The sequence below is a fragment of the Streptomyces tibetensis genome, assembly GCF_040647715.1.
In the GTDB taxonomy this organism is placed as follows: Bacteria; Actinomycetota; Actinomycetes; order Streptomycetales; family Streptomycetaceae; genus Streptomyces; species Streptomyces tibetensis_A.
Window position 1 is genome coordinate 41,353 of record NZ_JBEZCR010000008.1, and the last position, 16,239, is coordinate 57,591.

Annotated in this window: 15 protein-coding genes and 1 riboswitch; of the genes, 6 read left to right on the plus strand and 9 right to left on the minus strand. The window is 72.9% G+C overall.

Going from position 1 to position 16,239, the window contains the following annotated elements; all coding sequences use genetic code 11:
- Positions 1–3 precede the first annotated feature (3 nt).
- The 5 genes from AB0B29_RS21765 to thiO form a co-directional block, all read right to left on the minus strand.
- Complete coding sequence (locus AB0B29_RS21765) at positions 4–882, minus strand: deoxyribonuclease IV (RefSeq protein ID WP_362242146.1); 879 nt, start codon at positions 880–882, stop codon at positions 4–6.
- A gap of 58 nt (positions 883–940) precedes the next feature.
- On the minus strand, positions 941–2,875 hold the full coding sequence (gene pknB, locus AB0B29_RS21770) for a Stk1 family PASTA domain-containing Ser/Thr kinase (RefSeq protein WP_362242149.1): 1,935 nt from the start codon (positions 2,873–2,875) through the stop codon (positions 941–943).
- 88 nt (positions 2,876–2,963) lie between these two features.
- Positions 2,964–3,761 carry a thiazole synthase gene (locus AB0B29_RS21775; protein WP_362242152.1) on the minus strand — a complete coding sequence of 266 codons (798 nt, stop codon included), beginning with the start codon at positions 3,759–3,761 and terminating at the stop codon, positions 2,964–2,966.
- Between the two features lie 2 nt (positions 3,762–3,763).
- Entirely contained in the window at positions 3,764–3,964 is a 201-nt protein-coding gene (gene thiS / locus AB0B29_RS21780; protein WP_053671923.1) for a sulfur carrier protein ThiS, read from the minus strand.
- Positions 3,961–5,145, minus strand: a complete 1,185-nt coding sequence (thiO, locus tag AB0B29_RS21785) for a glycine oxidase ThiO (protein ID WP_362242155.1) — start codon at positions 5,143–5,145, stop codon at positions 3,961–3,963. Before thiO ends, thiS begins: the two co-directional genes overlap by 4 nt.
- Positions 5,143–5,254, minus strand: a riboswitch (TPP riboswitch). Its footprint overlaps the gene before it by 3 nt.
- A gap of 52 nt (positions 5,255–5,306) precedes the next feature.
- Between thiO and AB0B29_RS21790 the strand changes: the two genes are divergently transcribed.
- The 6 genes from AB0B29_RS21790 (at position 5,307) to AB0B29_RS21815 (ending at position 10,525) form a co-directional block, all read left to right on the plus strand.
- Entirely contained in the window at positions 5,307–5,657 is a 351-nt protein-coding gene (locus AB0B29_RS21790) for a hypothetical protein (RefSeq protein WP_362242158.1), read from the plus strand.
- Positions 5,658–5,689: 32 nt separating this feature from the next.
- Positions 5,690–6,931 carry an NAD(P)/FAD-dependent oxidoreductase gene (locus tag AB0B29_RS21795; RefSeq protein ID WP_362242161.1) on the plus strand — a complete coding sequence of 414 codons (1,242 nt, stop codon included), beginning with the start codon at positions 5,690–5,692 and terminating at the stop codon, positions 6,929–6,931.
- Between the two features lie 199 nt (positions 6,932–7,130).
- Positions 7,131–7,496: an Rv2175c family DNA-binding protein gene (locus AB0B29_RS21800; protein WP_030848153.1), complete on the plus strand. Its 366-nt coding sequence runs from the start codon at positions 7,131–7,133 to the stop codon at positions 7,494–7,496.
- 370 nt (positions 7,497–7,866) lie between these two features.
- Positions 7,867–8,523 carry a thiamine phosphate synthase gene (gene thiE, locus AB0B29_RS21805; protein ID WP_362242164.1) on the plus strand — a complete coding sequence of 219 codons (657 nt, stop codon included), beginning with the start codon at positions 7,867–7,869 and terminating at the stop codon, positions 8,521–8,523.
- Positions 8,524–8,621: 98 nt separating this feature from the next.
- On the plus strand, positions 8,622–9,545 hold the full coding sequence (gene metF, locus AB0B29_RS21810; protein WP_362242167.1) for a methylenetetrahydrofolate reductase [NAD(P)H]: 924 nt from the start codon (positions 8,622–8,624) through the stop codon (positions 9,543–9,545).
- Positions 9,546–9,601: 56 nt separating this feature from the next.
- A complete protein-coding gene (locus AB0B29_RS21815) occupies positions 9,602–10,525 on the plus strand; it encodes a hypothetical protein (RefSeq protein ID WP_362242169.1) in 924 nt (307 codons plus the stop codon).
- A 109-nt stretch (positions 10,526–10,634) separates the two neighbouring features.
- Here the strand turns inward: AB0B29_RS21815 and AB0B29_RS21820 are convergent, their stop codons facing one another.
- The 4 genes from AB0B29_RS21820 to AB0B29_RS21835 all read right to left on the minus strand — a co-directional run bounded on the left by AB0B29_RS21820 (position 10,635) and on the right by AB0B29_RS21835 (position 16,224).
- Complete coding sequence (locus tag AB0B29_RS21820; protein ID WP_362242172.1) at positions 10,635–12,131, minus strand: phytoene desaturase family protein; 1,497 nt, start codon at positions 12,129–12,131, stop codon at positions 10,635–10,637.
- A gap of 523 nt (positions 12,132–12,654) precedes the next feature.
- On the minus strand, positions 12,655–13,284 hold the full coding sequence (locus tag AB0B29_RS21825) for a TetR/AcrR family transcriptional regulator (RefSeq protein WP_362242175.1): 630 nt from the start codon (positions 13,282–13,284) through the stop codon (positions 12,655–12,657).
- Positions 13,285–13,331: 47 nt separating this feature from the next.
- Positions 13,332–15,416 carry a YhgE/Pip domain-containing protein gene (locus tag AB0B29_RS21830; RefSeq protein WP_362242178.1) on the minus strand — a complete coding sequence of 695 codons (2,085 nt, stop codon included), beginning with the start codon at positions 15,414–15,416 and terminating at the stop codon, positions 13,332–13,334.
- On the minus strand, positions 15,388–16,224 hold the full coding sequence (locus AB0B29_RS21835) for an ATP-binding cassette domain-containing protein (protein WP_362242181.1): 837 nt from the start codon (positions 16,222–16,224) through the stop codon (positions 15,388–15,390). The genes AB0B29_RS21830 and AB0B29_RS21835 overlap by 29 nt, the downstream gene beginning before the upstream one ends.
- Between the last annotated feature and the right edge of the window lie 15 nt (positions 16,225–16,239).

Consider the following 16,239-nt stretch of genomic DNA (forward strand, 5'->3'; position numbering starts at 1 on the left):
GCCTCAGCCGTCGCGCAGCTTCTTCAGCCGCTCGACGTCGGCCGCGTGCCCCTGCTTGCCGCCCGGTGTCTCGATGATCAGCGGCACGCCCGCGGTCGCGGGGTGCGTCATCAGCGCCCGGAACGGGTCCTCGCCGATGTGGCCGACGCCGATGTTCTCGTGCCGGTCCTTGTGCGCGCCCACCACGTCCTTGGAGTCGTTGGCGTGGATCAGCTTCAGCCGGCCCTCGCCCACCGTGTCCACCAGCAGGTCCAGCGTCTGGTGCATACCGCTCGGGCCGGTCAGATCATGCCCGGCGGCGTAGATGTGGCAGGTGTCCAGGCACACGCCGAGCATCGGGTGGGCGTCCAGCGCCTCGAAGTACGGGCCGAAGTCCCACGTCCGTGAACACAGCGAGGCGCCCTGGCCGGCCGTCGACTCCAGCAGCAGGAGAGGGTCGTCGTCGTGGGTCAGCTCGTCCAGCAGCGGCAGCAGATGTTCCCGTACCTGCTTCAGCGCCACCGACCGCTCACGGCCGCCGGTCGCGCTGCCGGTGTGCACCACCACGCCCAGCGCCCCGATCTCCCGCCCGCGACGCAACGAGTGCCGAAGCGACTCCACCGACCGCTCCACGGTCGCCTCGGTGTGCGAACCGAAGTTGATCAGATAGGGGGCGTGCACGTACGCCGGGATCGACCCGTCCGCGCACGCCGCGCGGAACGCCTCGTCCTGCTTGGGGTTCCCGGTCGGAGTGGCCCAGCCGCGCGGGTTGGCGACGAAGACCTGAACGGCCTCCGCCTGAAGATCACGGGCGTACGACAGGCCGACGGAGTGGAGGCCACCGGCCACGGGGACATGGCCGCCCACGGGGTTGCGGGCAGGGCCGGACAGCTGACTGTTCACCCGTTCAGGGTGTCATGCGTCCGGCCTTGCCCCGCCCGCCGGCTCCCGCCCGCCGGCCTCACCTGATCTTGATGGTGATCGTGGAGCCCTTGGGCGCGGTCTCGCCGCCCTCGACGGACTGGCCCTTGACGGTGTCCCCGAAGATGCCGAACAGCCCCCGGTCCTCGTCCACCTCGAACCCGGCGCCCTCCAGCGCCTGCCTGGCGTCGTCGACGCTGTCGCCGACCACGTCCGGGACCTCGATCATCTCGGGGCCCTTCGACAGCGTCAGCGTCACCGTGTCGCCCTCGGCCGCGGTGCCGGACGCCGGTGACTGCCGGACCACCTGGCCCTTGTCGTACTCGGAGGAGTTGACCCGCTCGGTGGCGACCTTCACCTTGAGGCCGGCCTCCGTCAGCTCGGAGCGCGCGTCGGACTCGTCCGAGCCGGTGACGTCGGGGATGTCGATGGGGGCGCCCTTGCTGACGACCAGCGCGACCGCCGCGCCCGCGCGCACCTTCGTGCCGTCGGCCGGGCGCGCGGAGACCACCGAGCCGCGCGGCACGTCCTTGCTGAACTCCCGGGTGACCATGCCCGGCGCCAGCCCGTCGTCCTTCAGCAGGTCCCGCGCCTCGCCCAGCTTCCGGCCCGCCAGAGCGGGCACCCGCACGGTCTCGGGGCCGTCGGAGACGGTGATGGCCACCGAGTCGTTGCCGCGGATGCGTGTCCCGGCCTTGGGGTCGCTGCTGATGATCTGGCCGCGCTCCACGGTGTCGCTGTAGGCGTGCTCCACCTTGCCGAGCTCGAGACCGGCGTCCCGCAGCCGGTCCTCGGCCTGCTCCTGGGTCTTGGTCAGCAGCGGCGGGACCTCGGTGAACTGGCCGGAGTTGATGTACCAGACGCCGACGCCGACGCCCAGCGCGAGCAGGACGGCGACGACGATCGCCGCCGGGCCGCGCAGGGGCCCCCGGCGGCGCCTGGACGGCGGGAGCGGCGGCGGGGAGGCCAGGCGGCTGGTGCGGTTGAGGGCGGCCCCCGAGGCCTCCTCGTCCTCGTCGGCCGACAGCGGGCGGGGCGTGGTCAGGGCACGCGGGATCACGGTCGTCCGGTCGTCGCCGTTGTCGTGGTCCACCGCGAGTGCCTGCGGCGGCACCGCGTCCAGCTGCTCCTCGTCCAGCCGGCCGCGTCCGTCACGGACCTGCGCGAGCAGCGCCACCGCGTCGTGCGGGCGCAGGGCCGGTGTGCGGGCCGTCGCCGAGGCCACCATCGCGTCGAGCTCGTACGCCATGCCGGGCACGGCGGCCGAGGGCGGGGGGACGTCCTCGTGCAGGTGCTTGTAGAGGATCACGGCCGGGGAGTCACCGTCGTGCGGCTTGTCGCCGGTCAGCATCTCGTACAGCATCACGCCGCACGCGTACACGTCGACGCGGGGATCGGCTGTGCCGTCCTCTATCTGCTCCGGGGCGAGGTACGAGACCGTGCCGAGCACCGTGCCGGTGGTGTTCGTCACCGTGTCCACGGCCCGGACCAGGCCGAAGTCGGCGACCTTGACCCGCCCGTCGTCCCCGATCAGGACGTTCTCCGGCTTCATGTCGCGGTGCACGAACCCGGCCCGGTGCGCCGCGCCCAGCGCGGCCAGCACCGGCTCCAGGATGTCCAGGGCGGCACGCGGCTGCAGGGCGCCGCGCTCGCGCAGCACGTCCCGCAGGGTGCAGCCCGCCACGTACTCCATCGCCAGGTACACGTACGAGCCGTCGGTGCCCTGGTCGAAGACCTGCACCACGTTCGGATGGGCCAGCCGGGCCACGGACTTCGCCTCGCGGATGAACCGCTCGACGAACGAGGCGTCGACCGCGAGCGAGGGGTGCATCACCTTGAGCGCGAGGACCCGGTCGAGACGGGTGTCCACGGCCCGGTAGACCGTGGCCATCCCGCCGACCGCGATCCGCGCGTCGATGCGGTACCGGCCGTCGAGCACCTGCCCGACCAAGGGGTCCTGAAGGGTCGTGTCCACGCAGGCGAGTGTACGAGCCACGACCGACAGCCCCGTCCCCCCGGTTGTTTCCGGGGCGGGAATGCAGCCGACCTGTGACGTGTGGCCGCTACTGGAAAGCGGGACGCTCAGGGTCCAGCGCGGCCATGCCCTCCGTGGGCGACGACGCCTCGGCGAAATGCCGCCGGGGGATCCGCCCGGCCCGGTACGCCAGCCGCCCCGCCTCCACCGCGTGCCGCATGGCGTCGGCCATCAGCACCGGCTCCTGCGCCCGTGTCACCGCCGAGGCGAGCATCACGCCCGCACACCCCAGTTCCATCGCCAGCGCCGCGTCCGACGCCGTGCCCGCGCCCGCGTCCAGGATCACCGGCACGCGCGCGTGCTCGACGATCAGCTGGAAGTTGTGCGGGTTGCGGATGCCGAGCCCGGAGCCGATCGGCGAGCCGAGCGGCATGATCGCCGCGCAGCCCACGTCCTCCAGCTTCCGCGCGAGCACCGGATCGTCGTTGGTGTACGGCAGCACCGTGAACCCGTCGTCGACCAGGGTCTCGGCCGCCTCCAGCGTCTCGATCGGGTCCGGCAGCAGCGTGCGCTCGTCGGCGATGACCTCCAGCTTGACCAGGTCCGTGCCGAGGGCCTCGCGCGCCAGGCGGGCCGTGAGGACGGCCTCGCCCGCGGTGAAGCAGCCCGCCGTGTTCGGCAGTACCCGGATGCCGAGCTTGTCCAGGACGGACAGCACCGAGCCGTGCACCGAGGCGTTCACCCGGCGCATCGCGACCGTCGTCAGCTCCGTCCCGGACGCGACCAGCGACCGCTCCAGCACGTCGAGGCTGGGCGCCCCGCCCGTGCCCATGATCAGACGGGAGGTGAACGACGTACCACCGAGGAAGAACGGATCGTCGGCCATGGTCAGCCTCCCTGGACGGCGGTCAGGACTTCCACGCGGTCCCCCTCGGACAGGGGGGTGGAGGGCCACTGGGTGCGGGGGACGACGGTTTCGTTGAGGGCGGCGGCCACGCCGGAGGGTGAGGCTGTGAGCGACCTCACCACGGTGTCCAGAGCCGTGCCGGGCCCGACGTCCCGGGGCTCGCCGTTGACGGAGATGTTCATGCGGGCTGCTCCGTGAGTGCGGTGGCGGGGCTGAAGCGTTTCGGGGTGAAGGGGCGCGCCTCCTCGGGGAGTTCGCCCGTCGCCAGGACGTGCGCCATGGCGTCACCGGTCACCGGTGTGAGCAGGACGCCGTTGCGGTAGTGCCCGGTGGCCAGCAACAGCCCCTCCAGAGCGGTGGGGCCGAGCAGCGGCGCGTTGTCGGGGGAGCCGGGCCGCAGCCCGGCCCTGGTCTCGGTGAGCGGCAGCTCGGTGATGCCCGGGACCAGCTCGTGCGCGTCCCGCAGCAGCTCGTACACGCCCCCCGCGGTCACGGTGGTGTCCCAGCCCAGCTCCTCGCTGGTGGCCCCGACGACCAGTTCGCCGCTCGCGCGCGGCACCAGGTAGACGTGGCTGCCGCGCACGACCGCGCGCACGGTCCGGCTCAGGAACGGCCGGTGCCGCTGCGGCATGGTCAGCCGCAGGACCTGGCCCTTCACCGGCCGCACGGGAGGCAGCACGTCCTCCGGGACGCCCGCGAGCCGCCCGCTGAGACTGCCCCCGGCGAGCACCACCTGCCCGGCGGCCGCCTCGGTCCCGTCGGCCAGGACGGCACCCGCGGCCCGGTCCCGGACGACGGTCAGCCGCTGCGCCCACGACCGGTGGAAGACCACGCCCGCCTGCTCGCACGCGGCGAGAAGGGCCCCGGCCAGCCGCCGGGGGTCGATCTGGTGATCGCCGTCGACCCGCAGCCCCCCGCGCACGCCCGGCGCGAGCATCGGCTCCAGGCGCCGGCACTCGCGCCCCGACAGCCACTGCGACTCCAGCCCCGACTGCTGCTGCAGGGCGTGCAGTTCGCGCAGGTGGGCCCGGTCGTCGGCGTCCAGGGCCACCGCGAGCGTGCCGCAGCGGCGGTAGCCGAGGTCCCGGCCGGTCAGTTCGGTGAGCTCGGCGGCGAAGTCCGGATAGCGCCGGGCGGAGGCGAGGTTCAGGCCCAGCAGGGTCTGCTCGCCGTAGTGCAGCTCCGTGACGGCGGCCAGCATGCCGGCGGCCACCTGGGCGGCGCCGCCGCCCGGCTCGGGGTCCACGACGGCCGTGGCGAACCCGCGTTGCGCGGCCCGCCAAGCCGTGACCAGGCCGATGATCCCGCCCCCGACGACCAGGACGTCTGACGACGCGGACGTGGATGTGGACGTAGGCGACATGGGCGTCCAGCCCCTCCCTTCGCCGGCATGACCCGGATCAGGTTCGTACGGTCGGAGGCCGCCAGCCTCCCTCTCAGCCCGGTGCGGCCGGGCTCCCGCGAGTGCTTTACGTTGGCCACCCTAGCCCGATGTCCGGTCCCGCAGTAAGGGAGCCTCAGTCCATGGCCCGATCCCTCGACGGTCTCGTCCTCGCCCCGGTCGCCGACCAGGCACCGGGCCAGGTGGGCACCCGCACCCGGTTCACCTACCACGAGCGGGAGGGCGAGATCTGGGCCGAGTACACGGGCGGTGACGTCGTACGCGGGCACCTCGTGGGTACCCGGGAAGGTGACCGGCTGGACTTCCGGTACGTCCAGCTCAAGCGGGACGGCACCACGTCCTCGGGGCACTGCGTCTCGGTGGTCGTGGAGCTGACCGACGGGCGGGTGCGGCTGGAGGAGACCTGGGAGTGGGAGTCCCAGCGGGGCAACGGCACGAGCGTTGTGGAGCAGGTCACGACGCATGAGCACTGACTGACAAAACGTCAGGTGTCTATGGTGATCAGGTGAGCGAGCAGACGCAGGAACCAGGTCCGTCCGCGCCGCGGCGCGTCGTCGTGGCGGGTGCGGGCATGGCCGGGGTGCAGACCGCCGTCGCCCTGCGCGAGCAGGGTTTCACCGGTGACGTGATCCTCATCGGCGCCGAGCCCCACCAGCCCTACGACCGGCCCCCGTTGTCCAAGGCCGTGCTGCTCGGCAAGTCCGAGGGTTCCGCCTTCGACGTGGACTTCGAGGCCCTCGGCATCGAACTGCGGCTCGGCTGCGAGGTGCTGGGCCTGCGCCCCGCCGACCACGAGCTGGACACCGAGGACGGGCCGGTGCCGTACGACGTCCTCGTCGTCGCGACCGGCGCGGAACCCGTCCGGCTGCCCGGCACCGAGGGCGTGCCGGGCGTCCATCTGCTGCGCACGCTGGACGACGCCGAGCGGCTGCGGCCGGTGCTGGCCCGGCAGCACGACATCGTGGTCGTCGGCGCGGGCTGGATCGGTGCGGAGTTCGCCACCGCCGCGCGCGAGGCGGGCTGCGCGGTGACCGTCGTCGAGGCCGCCGAACGCCCGCTCGCCGGCGCGCTGCCCGCCGACGTCGCCGCCCCCATGGCCGGCTGGTACGCCGACGCGGGGGCGGTGCTGCGGACGCACGCGCGCGTGGAGCGCGTCGAACCCGGTGTCGTCGTCCTCGACGACGGCTCACGGCTGCCCGCGGGCGCGGTCGTCGTCGGCATCGGCGCCCGCCCCGCGACGGCCTGGCTGGCCGGCTCCGGGATCGCGTTGGGCCCCCACGGCGAGATCGTCGCCGACGAGCACCTGCGCACGGCCGTGCCCGATGTGTACGCGGTCGGCGACTGCGCCTCCTTCCCCTCGGGTCGCTACGGCGAGCGCCTGCTGATCCACCACTGGGACAACGCGCTCCAGGGGCCGCGCACGGTCGCGGTGAACATCGTCGGCGGGGCCACCGGACAGCCACCGGCGGTGTACGACCCGGTGCCGTACTTCTGGTCCGAGCAGTTCGGGCGGTTCGTCCAGTACGCCGGGCACCACGCGGCCGCGGACACCACGCTGTGGCGGGGCGACCCTTCCGGCCCGGCCTGGACGGTCTGCTGGCTGCGGGGCGAGCGGCTGGTCGCGCTGCTGGCGGTGGGCCGGCCCCGGGATCTGGCGCAGGGCCGCCGCCTGATCGAGTCCGGCGCACCGATGAACCCGGTGCTGCTGGCGGATCCGGCCAGGCCCATGAAAGCGGCGACGGCCTGAGGATGCGTCGCGAAGGTGGCGCCTGCCGTGCGACGCCGCTTTCGCGAAACGACCCTGGGACGTGCATCGCCGCCTTGCCACCGACCTCGGAGGCACGCCCCGGTGAGGCCCGCGGGGCGGTGCTGCCGGGCGCGGCGCGTCCGCCCGGGTGGGCCCGTCCGACTTCCGACTGTCAGTGGCAAATGGCAGGCTGGTTTCCGTGACCGAGATTGACGCAAAGATCGATGCTCTCGTCCCCGCCTGGCTCACCCTCCCCGACATCGCCGAACAGTTCGGCGTCGAGGTGACGCGTGTGCGGCAGCTGGTCAAGGACGGCCAGCTCATCGCCGTACGCCGTGGTGAGAACCGCGCGCTGCACGTCCCCGCCGCCTTCATCGACGGGGACAAGGTCGTCAAGGGCCTGTCCGGGACCCTGACGCTCCTGCGGGACGACGGCTTCACGGACGAAGAGATGCTGGAGTGGCTCTTCACCCCGGACGACAGCCTGCCCGGCACCCCCGCGCAGGCGCTCAGCGAGAACCGCGGCACGGAGGTGAAGCGCCGCGCCCAGGCGCTCGCGGTCTGACCCGGCCGCGACGGGACAACCGTCCGGTGCCGTGCGAGCGGGGCCGGACCTGAACAACCGCCCGACGTGAGGGCCGTGACCCGAGGGGTCACGGCCCGGGGGTCGGTCGCGCCCTGTGCCCGGTTGCGAGGAGTCACCGGCACGGCCGGCAGACTGCCGCGGGCCGGGGCAGGCGTAAGGTGCCCGAGGCGTTCGTGGCGGGACGGATGCGTACCGCGTCGCACACCCACGCACGCCGCCCCAGCGGGCCCGCTCGTACGCCCACCCAGTGCGAGGCCGCCCGCGCCCGCAAGGACTGGCCCACCGCGGACGCCATCCGCGACCAGCTGTACGGGCCGCCCGCACGCCACCGACACCCAGGGGGACACGCATGACCGGCACCGCCGCCACCGCACGGGCCCAGCTCGCCGACGCCCGGGTCTACCTCTGCACCGACGCGCGCAAGCGGCAGGGCGATCTGGCGGAGTTCCTCGACGCCGTGCTGGCCGGCGGCGTCGACATCGTCCAGCTGCGGGACAAGGGCATGGAGGCCGCCGAGGAACTGGAGCACCTGGCCGTCTTCGCCGACGCCTGCGCCCGCCACGGCAAGCTGCTGGCGGTCAACGACCGTGCGGACGTCGCCCACGCCGCCGGCTCCGACGTCCTGCACCTCGGCCAGGGCGACCTCCCGGTCCCCGCCGCCCGTGCGCTCCTCGGCGACGACGTCCTGATCGGCCGCTCCACCCACGCCGAGTCCGAGGCCGCCGCGGCCGCCGTCCAGCAGGGCGTGGACTACTTCTGCACCGGCCCGTGCTGGCCGACCCCCACCAAGCCCGGCCGCCACGCACCCGGCCTGGACCTGGTCCGGCACACCGCCGCCCTCGGCACCGACCGCCCCTGGTTCGCCATCGGCGGCATCGACCTCGGCAATCTCGACCAGGTCCTGGAGGCGGGCGCCCGACGCGTCGTCGTCGTCCGGGCGATCACCGAGGCGGACGACCCCGGGGCTGCCGCGGCCGGGTTCGCGAAGCGGCTGCGGGAGGCGTAGCCCGTACGGCCTGTCCAAGGGATGGACAACAAGTGGACAATTAGGGCAAAAGTCGGTCCCCGGTTGGGGGACCGACCGCCCCTGGCTAACCTGCCGGTATGGCCCTCGGCACCGCATCCATCAGGTCGGACCACGCCCGCACCGTCCGCGACATGCTCGCGGGCGGCAAGACGACGTACTCCTTCGAGTTCTACGCCCCCAAGACCCCGAAGGGCGAGCGGAACCTGTGGAACGCGCTGCGCCGGGTCGAGGCGGTGGCGCCCGACTTCGTCTCCGTGACCTACGGCGCGGGCGGTTCCACCCGCGCGGGCACGGTCAAGGCGACCGAGGCGATCGCCTCCGACACCACCCTCACCCCGATCGCCCACCTCACCGCGGTCGACCACTCGGTGGCCGACCTGCGCAACATCATCGGCCAGTACGCCGACGCCGGGATCCGCAACATGCTCGCCCTGCGCGGTGACCCGCCCGGCGACCCGATGGGCGACTGGGTGCCGCACCCCCGGGGTCTGGCCTACGCCGCCGAACTCGTCGAACTGATCAAGGCTTCCGGCGACTTCTGCGTCGGCGTCGCCGCCTTCCCGGCGATGCACCCCCGCTCGTGCGACTGGGACACCGACGTCCGCCACTTCGTCGACAAGTGCCGGGCGGGTGCCGACTACGCCATCACGCAGATGTTCTTCCAGCCCGAGGACTACCTCCGGCTGCGCGACCGGGTCTCGGCCGCCGGCTGCGACACCCCGATCATTCCCGAGGTCATGCCGATCGCGAGCGTGAAGACGCTGGAGCGGATCGGGTCCCTCACCAACGCCTCGTTCCCGGACGTCCTGAAAGAGCGGATCCTCACAGCAAAAGACGATCCGGCCGCTGTACGCTCCATTGGGATCGAATTCGCCACGGAGTTCTGTGCGCGGCTGCTCGCCGAGGGCGTGCCCGGCCTGCACTTCATCACGCTCAACAACTCCACCGCGACACTGGAGATCTACGAGAACCTGGGTCTGCACCAGGCACCGCAGGCCTAGACCGTTCGCACCGGTATACGACACACTGCGTAGCGGCCACTGGGAGAGGGGCGTACATGGGCTGGGCGGTCCTCTACATCGCGTTCGGCATCGTCGCGCTGTGGCTGCTGGGTGAGGTGCTCCTGCAGTACAAGGCGCGTCTGCGCTGGCGCCTGCTGGCCTTCGCCGGGTTCCTCGGTGTCGTCGTCGGTGTCCTCATCCCGTCGGTCGTCGTGATCGGCCTGGGGGCCGCGGCCTTCGCGGTCGGGCAGACCTACGTCACCCTGTCGTTCCGCAGCGGCTTCGCGGCCGGCTGGGCGATGAACGCGCCCGCGCTGGGCGGTGGCAAGCGCCGCCCCCGCGAGCGCGGCCGCCAGGAGCCCACCCTGGAGGTCTCCGGCCTGGAGGCCGAGGGAGGGTACGACGACGAGGCCGGCGCCTACCGCCGCGACCCCGTCCCCCACGACGGGGACGACGACTACGACCGGGACGACGTCTTCACCCCGGCCCGGCCCGTCCACCAGCCGACGTCCGCCGAGACCACCGCCGTCTACGAGCCGCAGCCCATGCCCGAGGACACCGGCTCGTACGGCGTCTACGACCACGGGTACCAACCGGAGGGACAGCAGTCCCACGACCAGTACGCGGCCCAGGCCACCGACCAGTCCTACGCCTACGACTACTCCGGCTACGGCCAGCAGCAGGGCTACGACGCCACCGCTCAGCAGCAGTACGCCGCCTACTCCGACCCGTACGTCGGCTCGTCGAACTACGACCAGGGCACGTACGGCGACCAGCAGTACTACGGGCAGCAGGGCTACGGTCAGGACCAGTACTCCGGCACCTACGGCGGCGACAGCCCGCCCGGCGGGGTGTGGGTCCCGCAGCAGCGCAACACCGACGAGTACGGGCAGGAACTGCCGCCGGAGCAGCAGTACCCGTACCAGGGCGGCGGGCAGCAACCGCAGGGGAACGGGTACGACGAGCAGTACCGTTTCTGAGCAGTACCGTTTCTGGAGCCCGAGCCCGAGCCCGAGCCCGAGCCCGAGCCCGAGCCCGAGCCCGAGCCCGAGCCCGAGCCCGAGCCCGAGCCCTGACGGGGCGCTGTGCTCACTGCGAGCCGCGGAACTCCGGCCCCTCCACGATCAGTCCCGCCACCAGCGCGCCCGACATGCCCGCGTGCGGCAGCCCCCCGCCGGGGTGAGCCCAGCCGCCCACCGTGAACAGACCCGGCACGCGCGTGGTGTTGGACGGATGCAGCAGCCGCCCGTCGCCCGCAGCCAGGGCCGGGACGGGCACCGCGCCACCTTCCGCGCCCGTCTGGTCCGCGATGTCGGCCGGGGTGCGCACCTCGTGCCAGAGGAGACGATCGCGCAGGCCCGGTACGGCGCGTTCGGCGACGGTGATCATGAGGTCGGCGAGGGCGTCGTGAGCCCGGCCGGGCCGCGCGGGCACCACCGTCGTCAGCGTGACCGCCTCGTGGTCCGCCGGGGCCGTGCGCGGGTCGCCGGGCCGTAGCACCGTGACCGTGGGAGCGGGACGGGAATCTCCGGCCGCCGTGCCGAACAGGGCGTCCAACTCGGCTTCGCGGTCCTGGGCGTGCACCAGCGTGCGGTGTGCCGTCCCCTCGGGGCGGGCCCCGCGCAGGGCCAGCAGGAGGGTCAGCCGGGACGCCGCGGCCGGCTGCGGCGGCACCTCGCCGTCGCCCCGTACGACGGTGCCTGCGGTCAGCCGGGCCAGTGCGCCGGGGGCGACCCCGGCCACCACGAAGTCCGCCTCCGCGACCGTCCCGTCGGCAAGTTCCACCCCCGAGGCACGGCCGTCCTTCTCCACCACCCCGGTGACGTCGGCGCCGAAATGGAACTCGACCCTCCGGGCCAGACACCGCTCGTACACCGCCCGCGCCAGCTCGTGCAGGCCCCCACGCACGTACCAGGTGCCGAAGGCGTGCTCCAGGTACGGCAGGACGGCCGCGCTCGCCGGGGTGACCCGGGGGTCCAGACCGTGGGCGAGGGCATGACTTTCCAGGAGCGCCGCGAGCCTGGGGTCGCGCAGCTCCCAGGCGCCGATCTCGGCGAGTGTGCCGGCCCGGCGGGTGCGCAGCAACCGCTTGTGGGGCACGGACGGATAGGGCTCACGCTCGGCGAGCACCTGCCAGTTCGGCCAGAGCGGCTCCTCCAGCAGCGGCCGGCGGGTCCGGTCCCAGGCCTCGCGGGCCCGGACCAGGAAGTCGCCCCAGCGCTTGCCCGCGTCGGCGCCGAGCCCCTCGTCCAGGGCGGCGAGGACGCCCGCGCGTGAGGCGTTCGGCAGGGACACCTCGGTGCCGTCCGCGAACACGTGCCGGGCCGACGGGTCGACCTGGACCAGCTCGACACAGGCCTCCAGCGGCTCCTTGCCGGTCTTGACGAACAGGTCGCGGTAGACGGCGGGCAGCGGCAGCAGGGCGGGGCCCGTGTCGAAGGAGAAGCCCTCGCGCTCGAAGCGGTGCAGGGCTCCGCCGTAGGTGTCCGTCCGCTCGTACACCGCCACCCGGTGGCCCGCGACGGCCAGCCGGGCGGCAGCCGCCAGCGCGCCCATCCCGGCGCCGATCACCGCAATCCGTGCCATGCCAGGGACTTTATCGGCCCCACCGACAGCCCCCACAGGCGGCACTTGCCGACCGGCCTGCGCGTACGGGCGCGGAGGCGGCCGTCGGCAGGCGGCGACGGAGCGGTGTGGGTCCCAGTGCGCAGGACTGAGTACGTATACCTAGCCGGGGAGTTGAGTACGCGCGCGGATGGGGAACGACCTGCGCGGACGAGAGAGTGGGGACACGGAGAGGGGCACGGCTCCGGCACCGGCGACACGGGGCGCCGGAACGGAGCCGGCCCGCGATCCGCTCCTTCCGCCGGCGGTGTCGGCGGGAGCGAGGCACGGGGGAGGACCGGGGGAACCGGAAGAAACCGGGGGATCCGGAGAAACCGGGGGACGACCGAACGGGGGTCCTGCGGGGGTCCTGCGGAGGGGACACGCGGGGGAGCAGGAGCAGGAGAACGGGGGAGTGGGGGAAGGCGCCGGTTCGAGGTGGCCCGCGGGGGACGCGGCCACACCGGACCGGCGCCTTCACATGCGCACGCGACGGTGGGTCAGGTCAGCGGCAGCCGCTCACCCGGCCCTGGAGCAGCCGGGACAGCGCCGCGTGCACGTCGTCCAGGGAGCGTTCCGCCTGGAAGGACTTCCAGTCCAGCGCGGCCACCAGGACCATGCCGACCAGCGCGGACGCCGTCAGCGAGATGTCGATCTCCTCGCTGAACTCACCGGCCGCGACGCCGTCGCGCAACACGTCCTCCACGACGGCCACGGCCTGCTGCCGCACCACCATCAGCGTGGACTGCCAGGTCCGGTTGGTGCGCCACAGCTCGGCCACGTACAGCTGGGTGAAGGCCGGGTAGCGGTCGATGAAGACCAGACCCGCCCGGATCATCGCGTCCAGGGCGTCGACCTTGCTGCCGCCCTCCCGCTCGGTCCGCTCGGCCGCTTCCCGCAGGGAGGCGGTCAGCAGCCCCACTCCGTGCCGCAGCAGTTCCTCGAAGAGGACGGACTTGCTCGCGAAGTTGTAGTAGACCGTGCCCTTCGCGACCCCGGCACGCTCGGCGATCTCGTCCACGGTCGTGGCGGAGAACCCCTGCTCGGCGATGAGCGTGACGGCCGCCTCGTAGAGCTTCTGCCGGGTGGCCTCGCGGCGCGTGCTGCCGCCCGACGCGGCACTGCTGCTTTCCATGGCCCTGATTGTCACAGGAACCTTTCCGGGGGAAGTGACGGTGGGGCTCACAGGCTCAGCTCCGGATGCAGCCGGTCCAGCGTCCACACCTGGCGCCGGCGGGCGGCCACGGCGGTCAGCGCGAGGGCGCCCGCGGTGAACGCCGTCAGCACCACGCACGCGTGCCACACCGGTTCGAGTCCACCGCCGGTGATGAGCCGCCTGAGGGCCTCGACGACGTAGCTCATCGGAAGGAACGGGTGGAGCGCGTTGAAGAACCCGGGGCTGGTCTGCACGGGGTACGTGCCGCCCGCCGAGGTCAGCTGGAGCATCAGCAGGGCGAGGACGAGGATCCGGCCCGCTGCCCCGAAGCGTGCGTTCAGCCACTGCACGATCGCCGCGAAGCACGCCGTCACCAGGAACAGGAAGCCCACCGTCCCGGCAGCCCGGACCATCTCCAGGCCGACCGCCCAGTGCAGCACCGACATCAGCGCCACCGTCTGCAGCACCCCGATCGCCACCACCGGAAGCCAGCCCGACAGCGCGATCCGCCACGCCGGGGCGCCCGCGGCCAGCGCCCGCCGGTTCATGGGCGCGATCAGCATGTACGCCACCATCGCACCCACCCACAGGGACAGCGGGATGAAGTACGGGGCGAAGCCGGTGCCGTAGTTGGGCGCCTTGTGCATGTCGTGCGAGGCGAGCCGCACGGGGTCGGCCATGACCTCGGTGCGCCGGTCACGGTCCTGCTCGTCGTAGTCGGGGATCTTCTCCGCCCCGTCGTGCAGGCCCCCGGCGAGCTTCCCGGAGCCGTCGACGAGCTTGAAGATACCGCCGTTGAGGTCGTCCGCGCCCGTCTTCAGCTTGCCGACGCCCTTGTCCAGGCCGACGGCCCCGGTCTTGGCCGTGCCGATCCCCTTGTGCAGCTTCTTCGCGCCGGCGGCGACCTCGGCCGCCCCGTCGTTCAGCGCGTTGATCTTCTTGACGGCGTCGGTGAGGTCCTCGGAGAGGTGCGGTGCGCGGTTCGCGAGGGCCTGGGACTGCTTCTGGAGGGTGGCGAGGTTCTTGTCGAGCTTGTCGAGGTCGCCGTCCTGGTCCGCGATCAGCGTGTTGAGGTCATCCGCGATCATGGTCACGTCGGCGGCGGCGTCCTTGGCCTTCTTCAGGTCGGAGCAGGCCGGATCGGGCAGGACGGGATCGTCGCAGCGCCTGGCGTAGACGTCGTTCAGCGTGCCGGAGGCCGCCCGGGCGCCCTTGGCGGCGGTCGGGGCCGTCTTCACCAGGGTGTCCAGGTGCTTGCGGATCACCCCGGAGGAGTCGGCGACCAGCCGGGCGGTGTCCCCGATGGTCTTCTCGTTGCCCTTGAGGAAGGGGCCGACCTTGTCGGCGGTGCCGTTGACCCGGTCGGCGAGCTTCCGCGTGCCCTCCGCGACCTGTTTCGAGCCGTCCTCCAAGTCGCCCGCGCCCGTGTGGAGCTTCTTCAGGCCGGTGGCGAGCTTGCCGCTGCCGCCCTTGGCCTTCTCCAGGCCGTCGGCGAGGTCCTTGGAGCCCTTCTCGGCCTTGTCGATCCCCCCGTTGAGCCGGTCGGCGCCCTTCGCCGCCTTCACGGTCTTGCCGTGGATGTCGGAGAACGACACGAAGATCTTGTCCAGGAAGGACCGGGACGTCTTGGTGGACGCCGCCTGCCGCACCTCGCTGAAGACCGTGCGGGAGATCTGGCCGACGATGTAGTTGTTGGCGTCGTTCGTGCGCACCTGGAGGGCGCCGGTCTCCGGGGTGTTCCCGGAGCTGGAGGCGATCCGCTCACTGAAGTCGGCGGGCAGGGTGAGCGACAGGTAGTAGCTGCCGTCCTCGACACCCCTGCGGGCCTCGGCGGCGCTCACCTCCTGCCAGTCGAAGGTCTTGCTGTCATGCAGGCCCTTCGTGATGTCGTCCCCCGCCGTGATCTTCTTCCCGTCGGCGGTCGCCCCCTTGTCGTCGTTCACCAGCGCCACCGGGATCTTGTCCAGACGGCCGTACGGGTCCCAGAACGACCACAGGTACAGCGCGCCGTACAGCAGCGGCAGCACCAGCAGCGCGACCAGTGCGGCGCGCGGCAGCTTCCCCCGCCCGAAGCGGCGCAGCTCAAGCGCGGCCAGTCTCGGCGATCGCATCGGCCTTCCCCTCTCCCTGGTCGGTCTTGTCGGCGGCCTGGTCGGCCTCGGTGGCCTCGTCGGTCCCGGCGGCCCGGTCTGCCTCGCCCTCGGTGGGCGGCTCCTCGCGGCTCGGCGCGGTGGAGACCTTGACGGCGCCCTCGGGAGCCTCGCTGCACACCGCCACGACCGTCGTCCCGGCATCGGCCAGCGATCCGAGCAGCGCCCAGACCTCCCCGCGTTCACCGTCCGAGAGCTTGAGGTCGGTGTCGTCGATGCCCAGCAGCCGCGGCCCGCCGACGAGCGCGAGCGCGATCGACAGCCGCAGCGCCTCCAGGCGCTCCAGGTCCCGTACGGCCGTGCGCGGCCCCTTGGGCAGGGTCTCCAGATCGAGACCGGCCGCCTCCAGCGCTGCGTCGACGCGCCGTTCGGCCTCGGCCGCCCGCTCCCCGCGGGGCCGCAGCAGTGCGCGCAGCGACGCGCCGAACCGCCGCTGGAGCAGCGCCCGTTCCCGCAGGTGCTCGGCGACGGTCAGCGCCGGGTCGAGGTCGGTGACCCCCGGGACGTGCGCCAGCGCGCTCATGCCGCGCACGGCCGCCATCTGCTTCGGCAGCCTCGCGCCGCCCACGGCGGCCGTGCCCTCCGAGACCTTCATCCGCCCCGTCAGCGCGAGCAACAGGCACGTCCGGCCGGACCCGGACGGGCCCTCGACCGCGACGAGCGTGCCCGGCTCGGCGTCGACGGAGATCCCGCGGACCGCCCACCCCCGTGGCCCCTTGATCCCGAGGCCGTCGGCGGCGATCCGCACCCCTCCCGCCTGTTCCCCCACGAGTCTCCCCTGAAT

What these genes read in the sequence shown, in the direction of transcription:
- AB0B29_RS21775 (WP_362242152.1), bottom strand. Translation starts at nt 3,761, where the DNA reads ATGGCCGACGATCCGTTCTTCCTCGGTGGTACGTCGTTCACCTCCCGT.
- thiS (WP_053671923.1), bottom strand. Translation starts at nt 3,964, where the DNA reads ATGAACATCTCCGTCAACGGCGAGCCCCGGGACGTCGGGCCCGGCACG.
- thiO (WP_362242155.1), bottom strand. Translation starts at nt 5,145, where the DNA reads ATGTCGCCTACGTCCACATCCACGTCCGCGTCGTCAGACGTCCTGGTC.
- AB0B29_RS21790 (WP_362242158.1), top strand. Translation starts at nt 5,307, where the DNA reads ATGGCCCGATCCCTCGACGGTCTCGTCCTCGCCCCGGTCGCCGACCAG.
- thiE (WP_362242164.1), top strand. Translation starts at nt 7,867, where the DNA reads ATGACCGGCACCGCCGCCACCGCACGGGCCCAGCTCGCCGACGCCCGG.
- metF (WP_362242167.1), top strand. Translation starts at nt 8,622, where the DNA reads ATGGCCCTCGGCACCGCATCCATCAGGTCGGACCACGCCCGCACCGTC.
- AB0B29_RS21815 (WP_362242169.1), top strand. Translation starts at nt 9,602, where the DNA reads ATGGGCTGGGCGGTCCTCTACATCGCGTTCGGCATCGTCGCGCTGTGG.
- AB0B29_RS21820 (WP_362242172.1), bottom strand. Translation starts at nt 12,131, where the DNA reads ATGGCACGGATTGCGGTGATCGGCGCCGGGATGGGCGCGCTGGCGGCT.
- AB0B29_RS21825 (WP_362242175.1), bottom strand. Translation starts at nt 13,284, where the DNA reads ATGGAAAGCAGCAGTGCCGCGTCGGGCGGCAGCACGCGCCGCGAGGCC.
- AB0B29_RS21830 (WP_362242178.1), bottom strand. Translation starts at nt 15,416, where the DNA reads ATGCGATCGCCGAGACTGGCCGCGCTTGAGCTGCGCCGCTTCGGGCGG.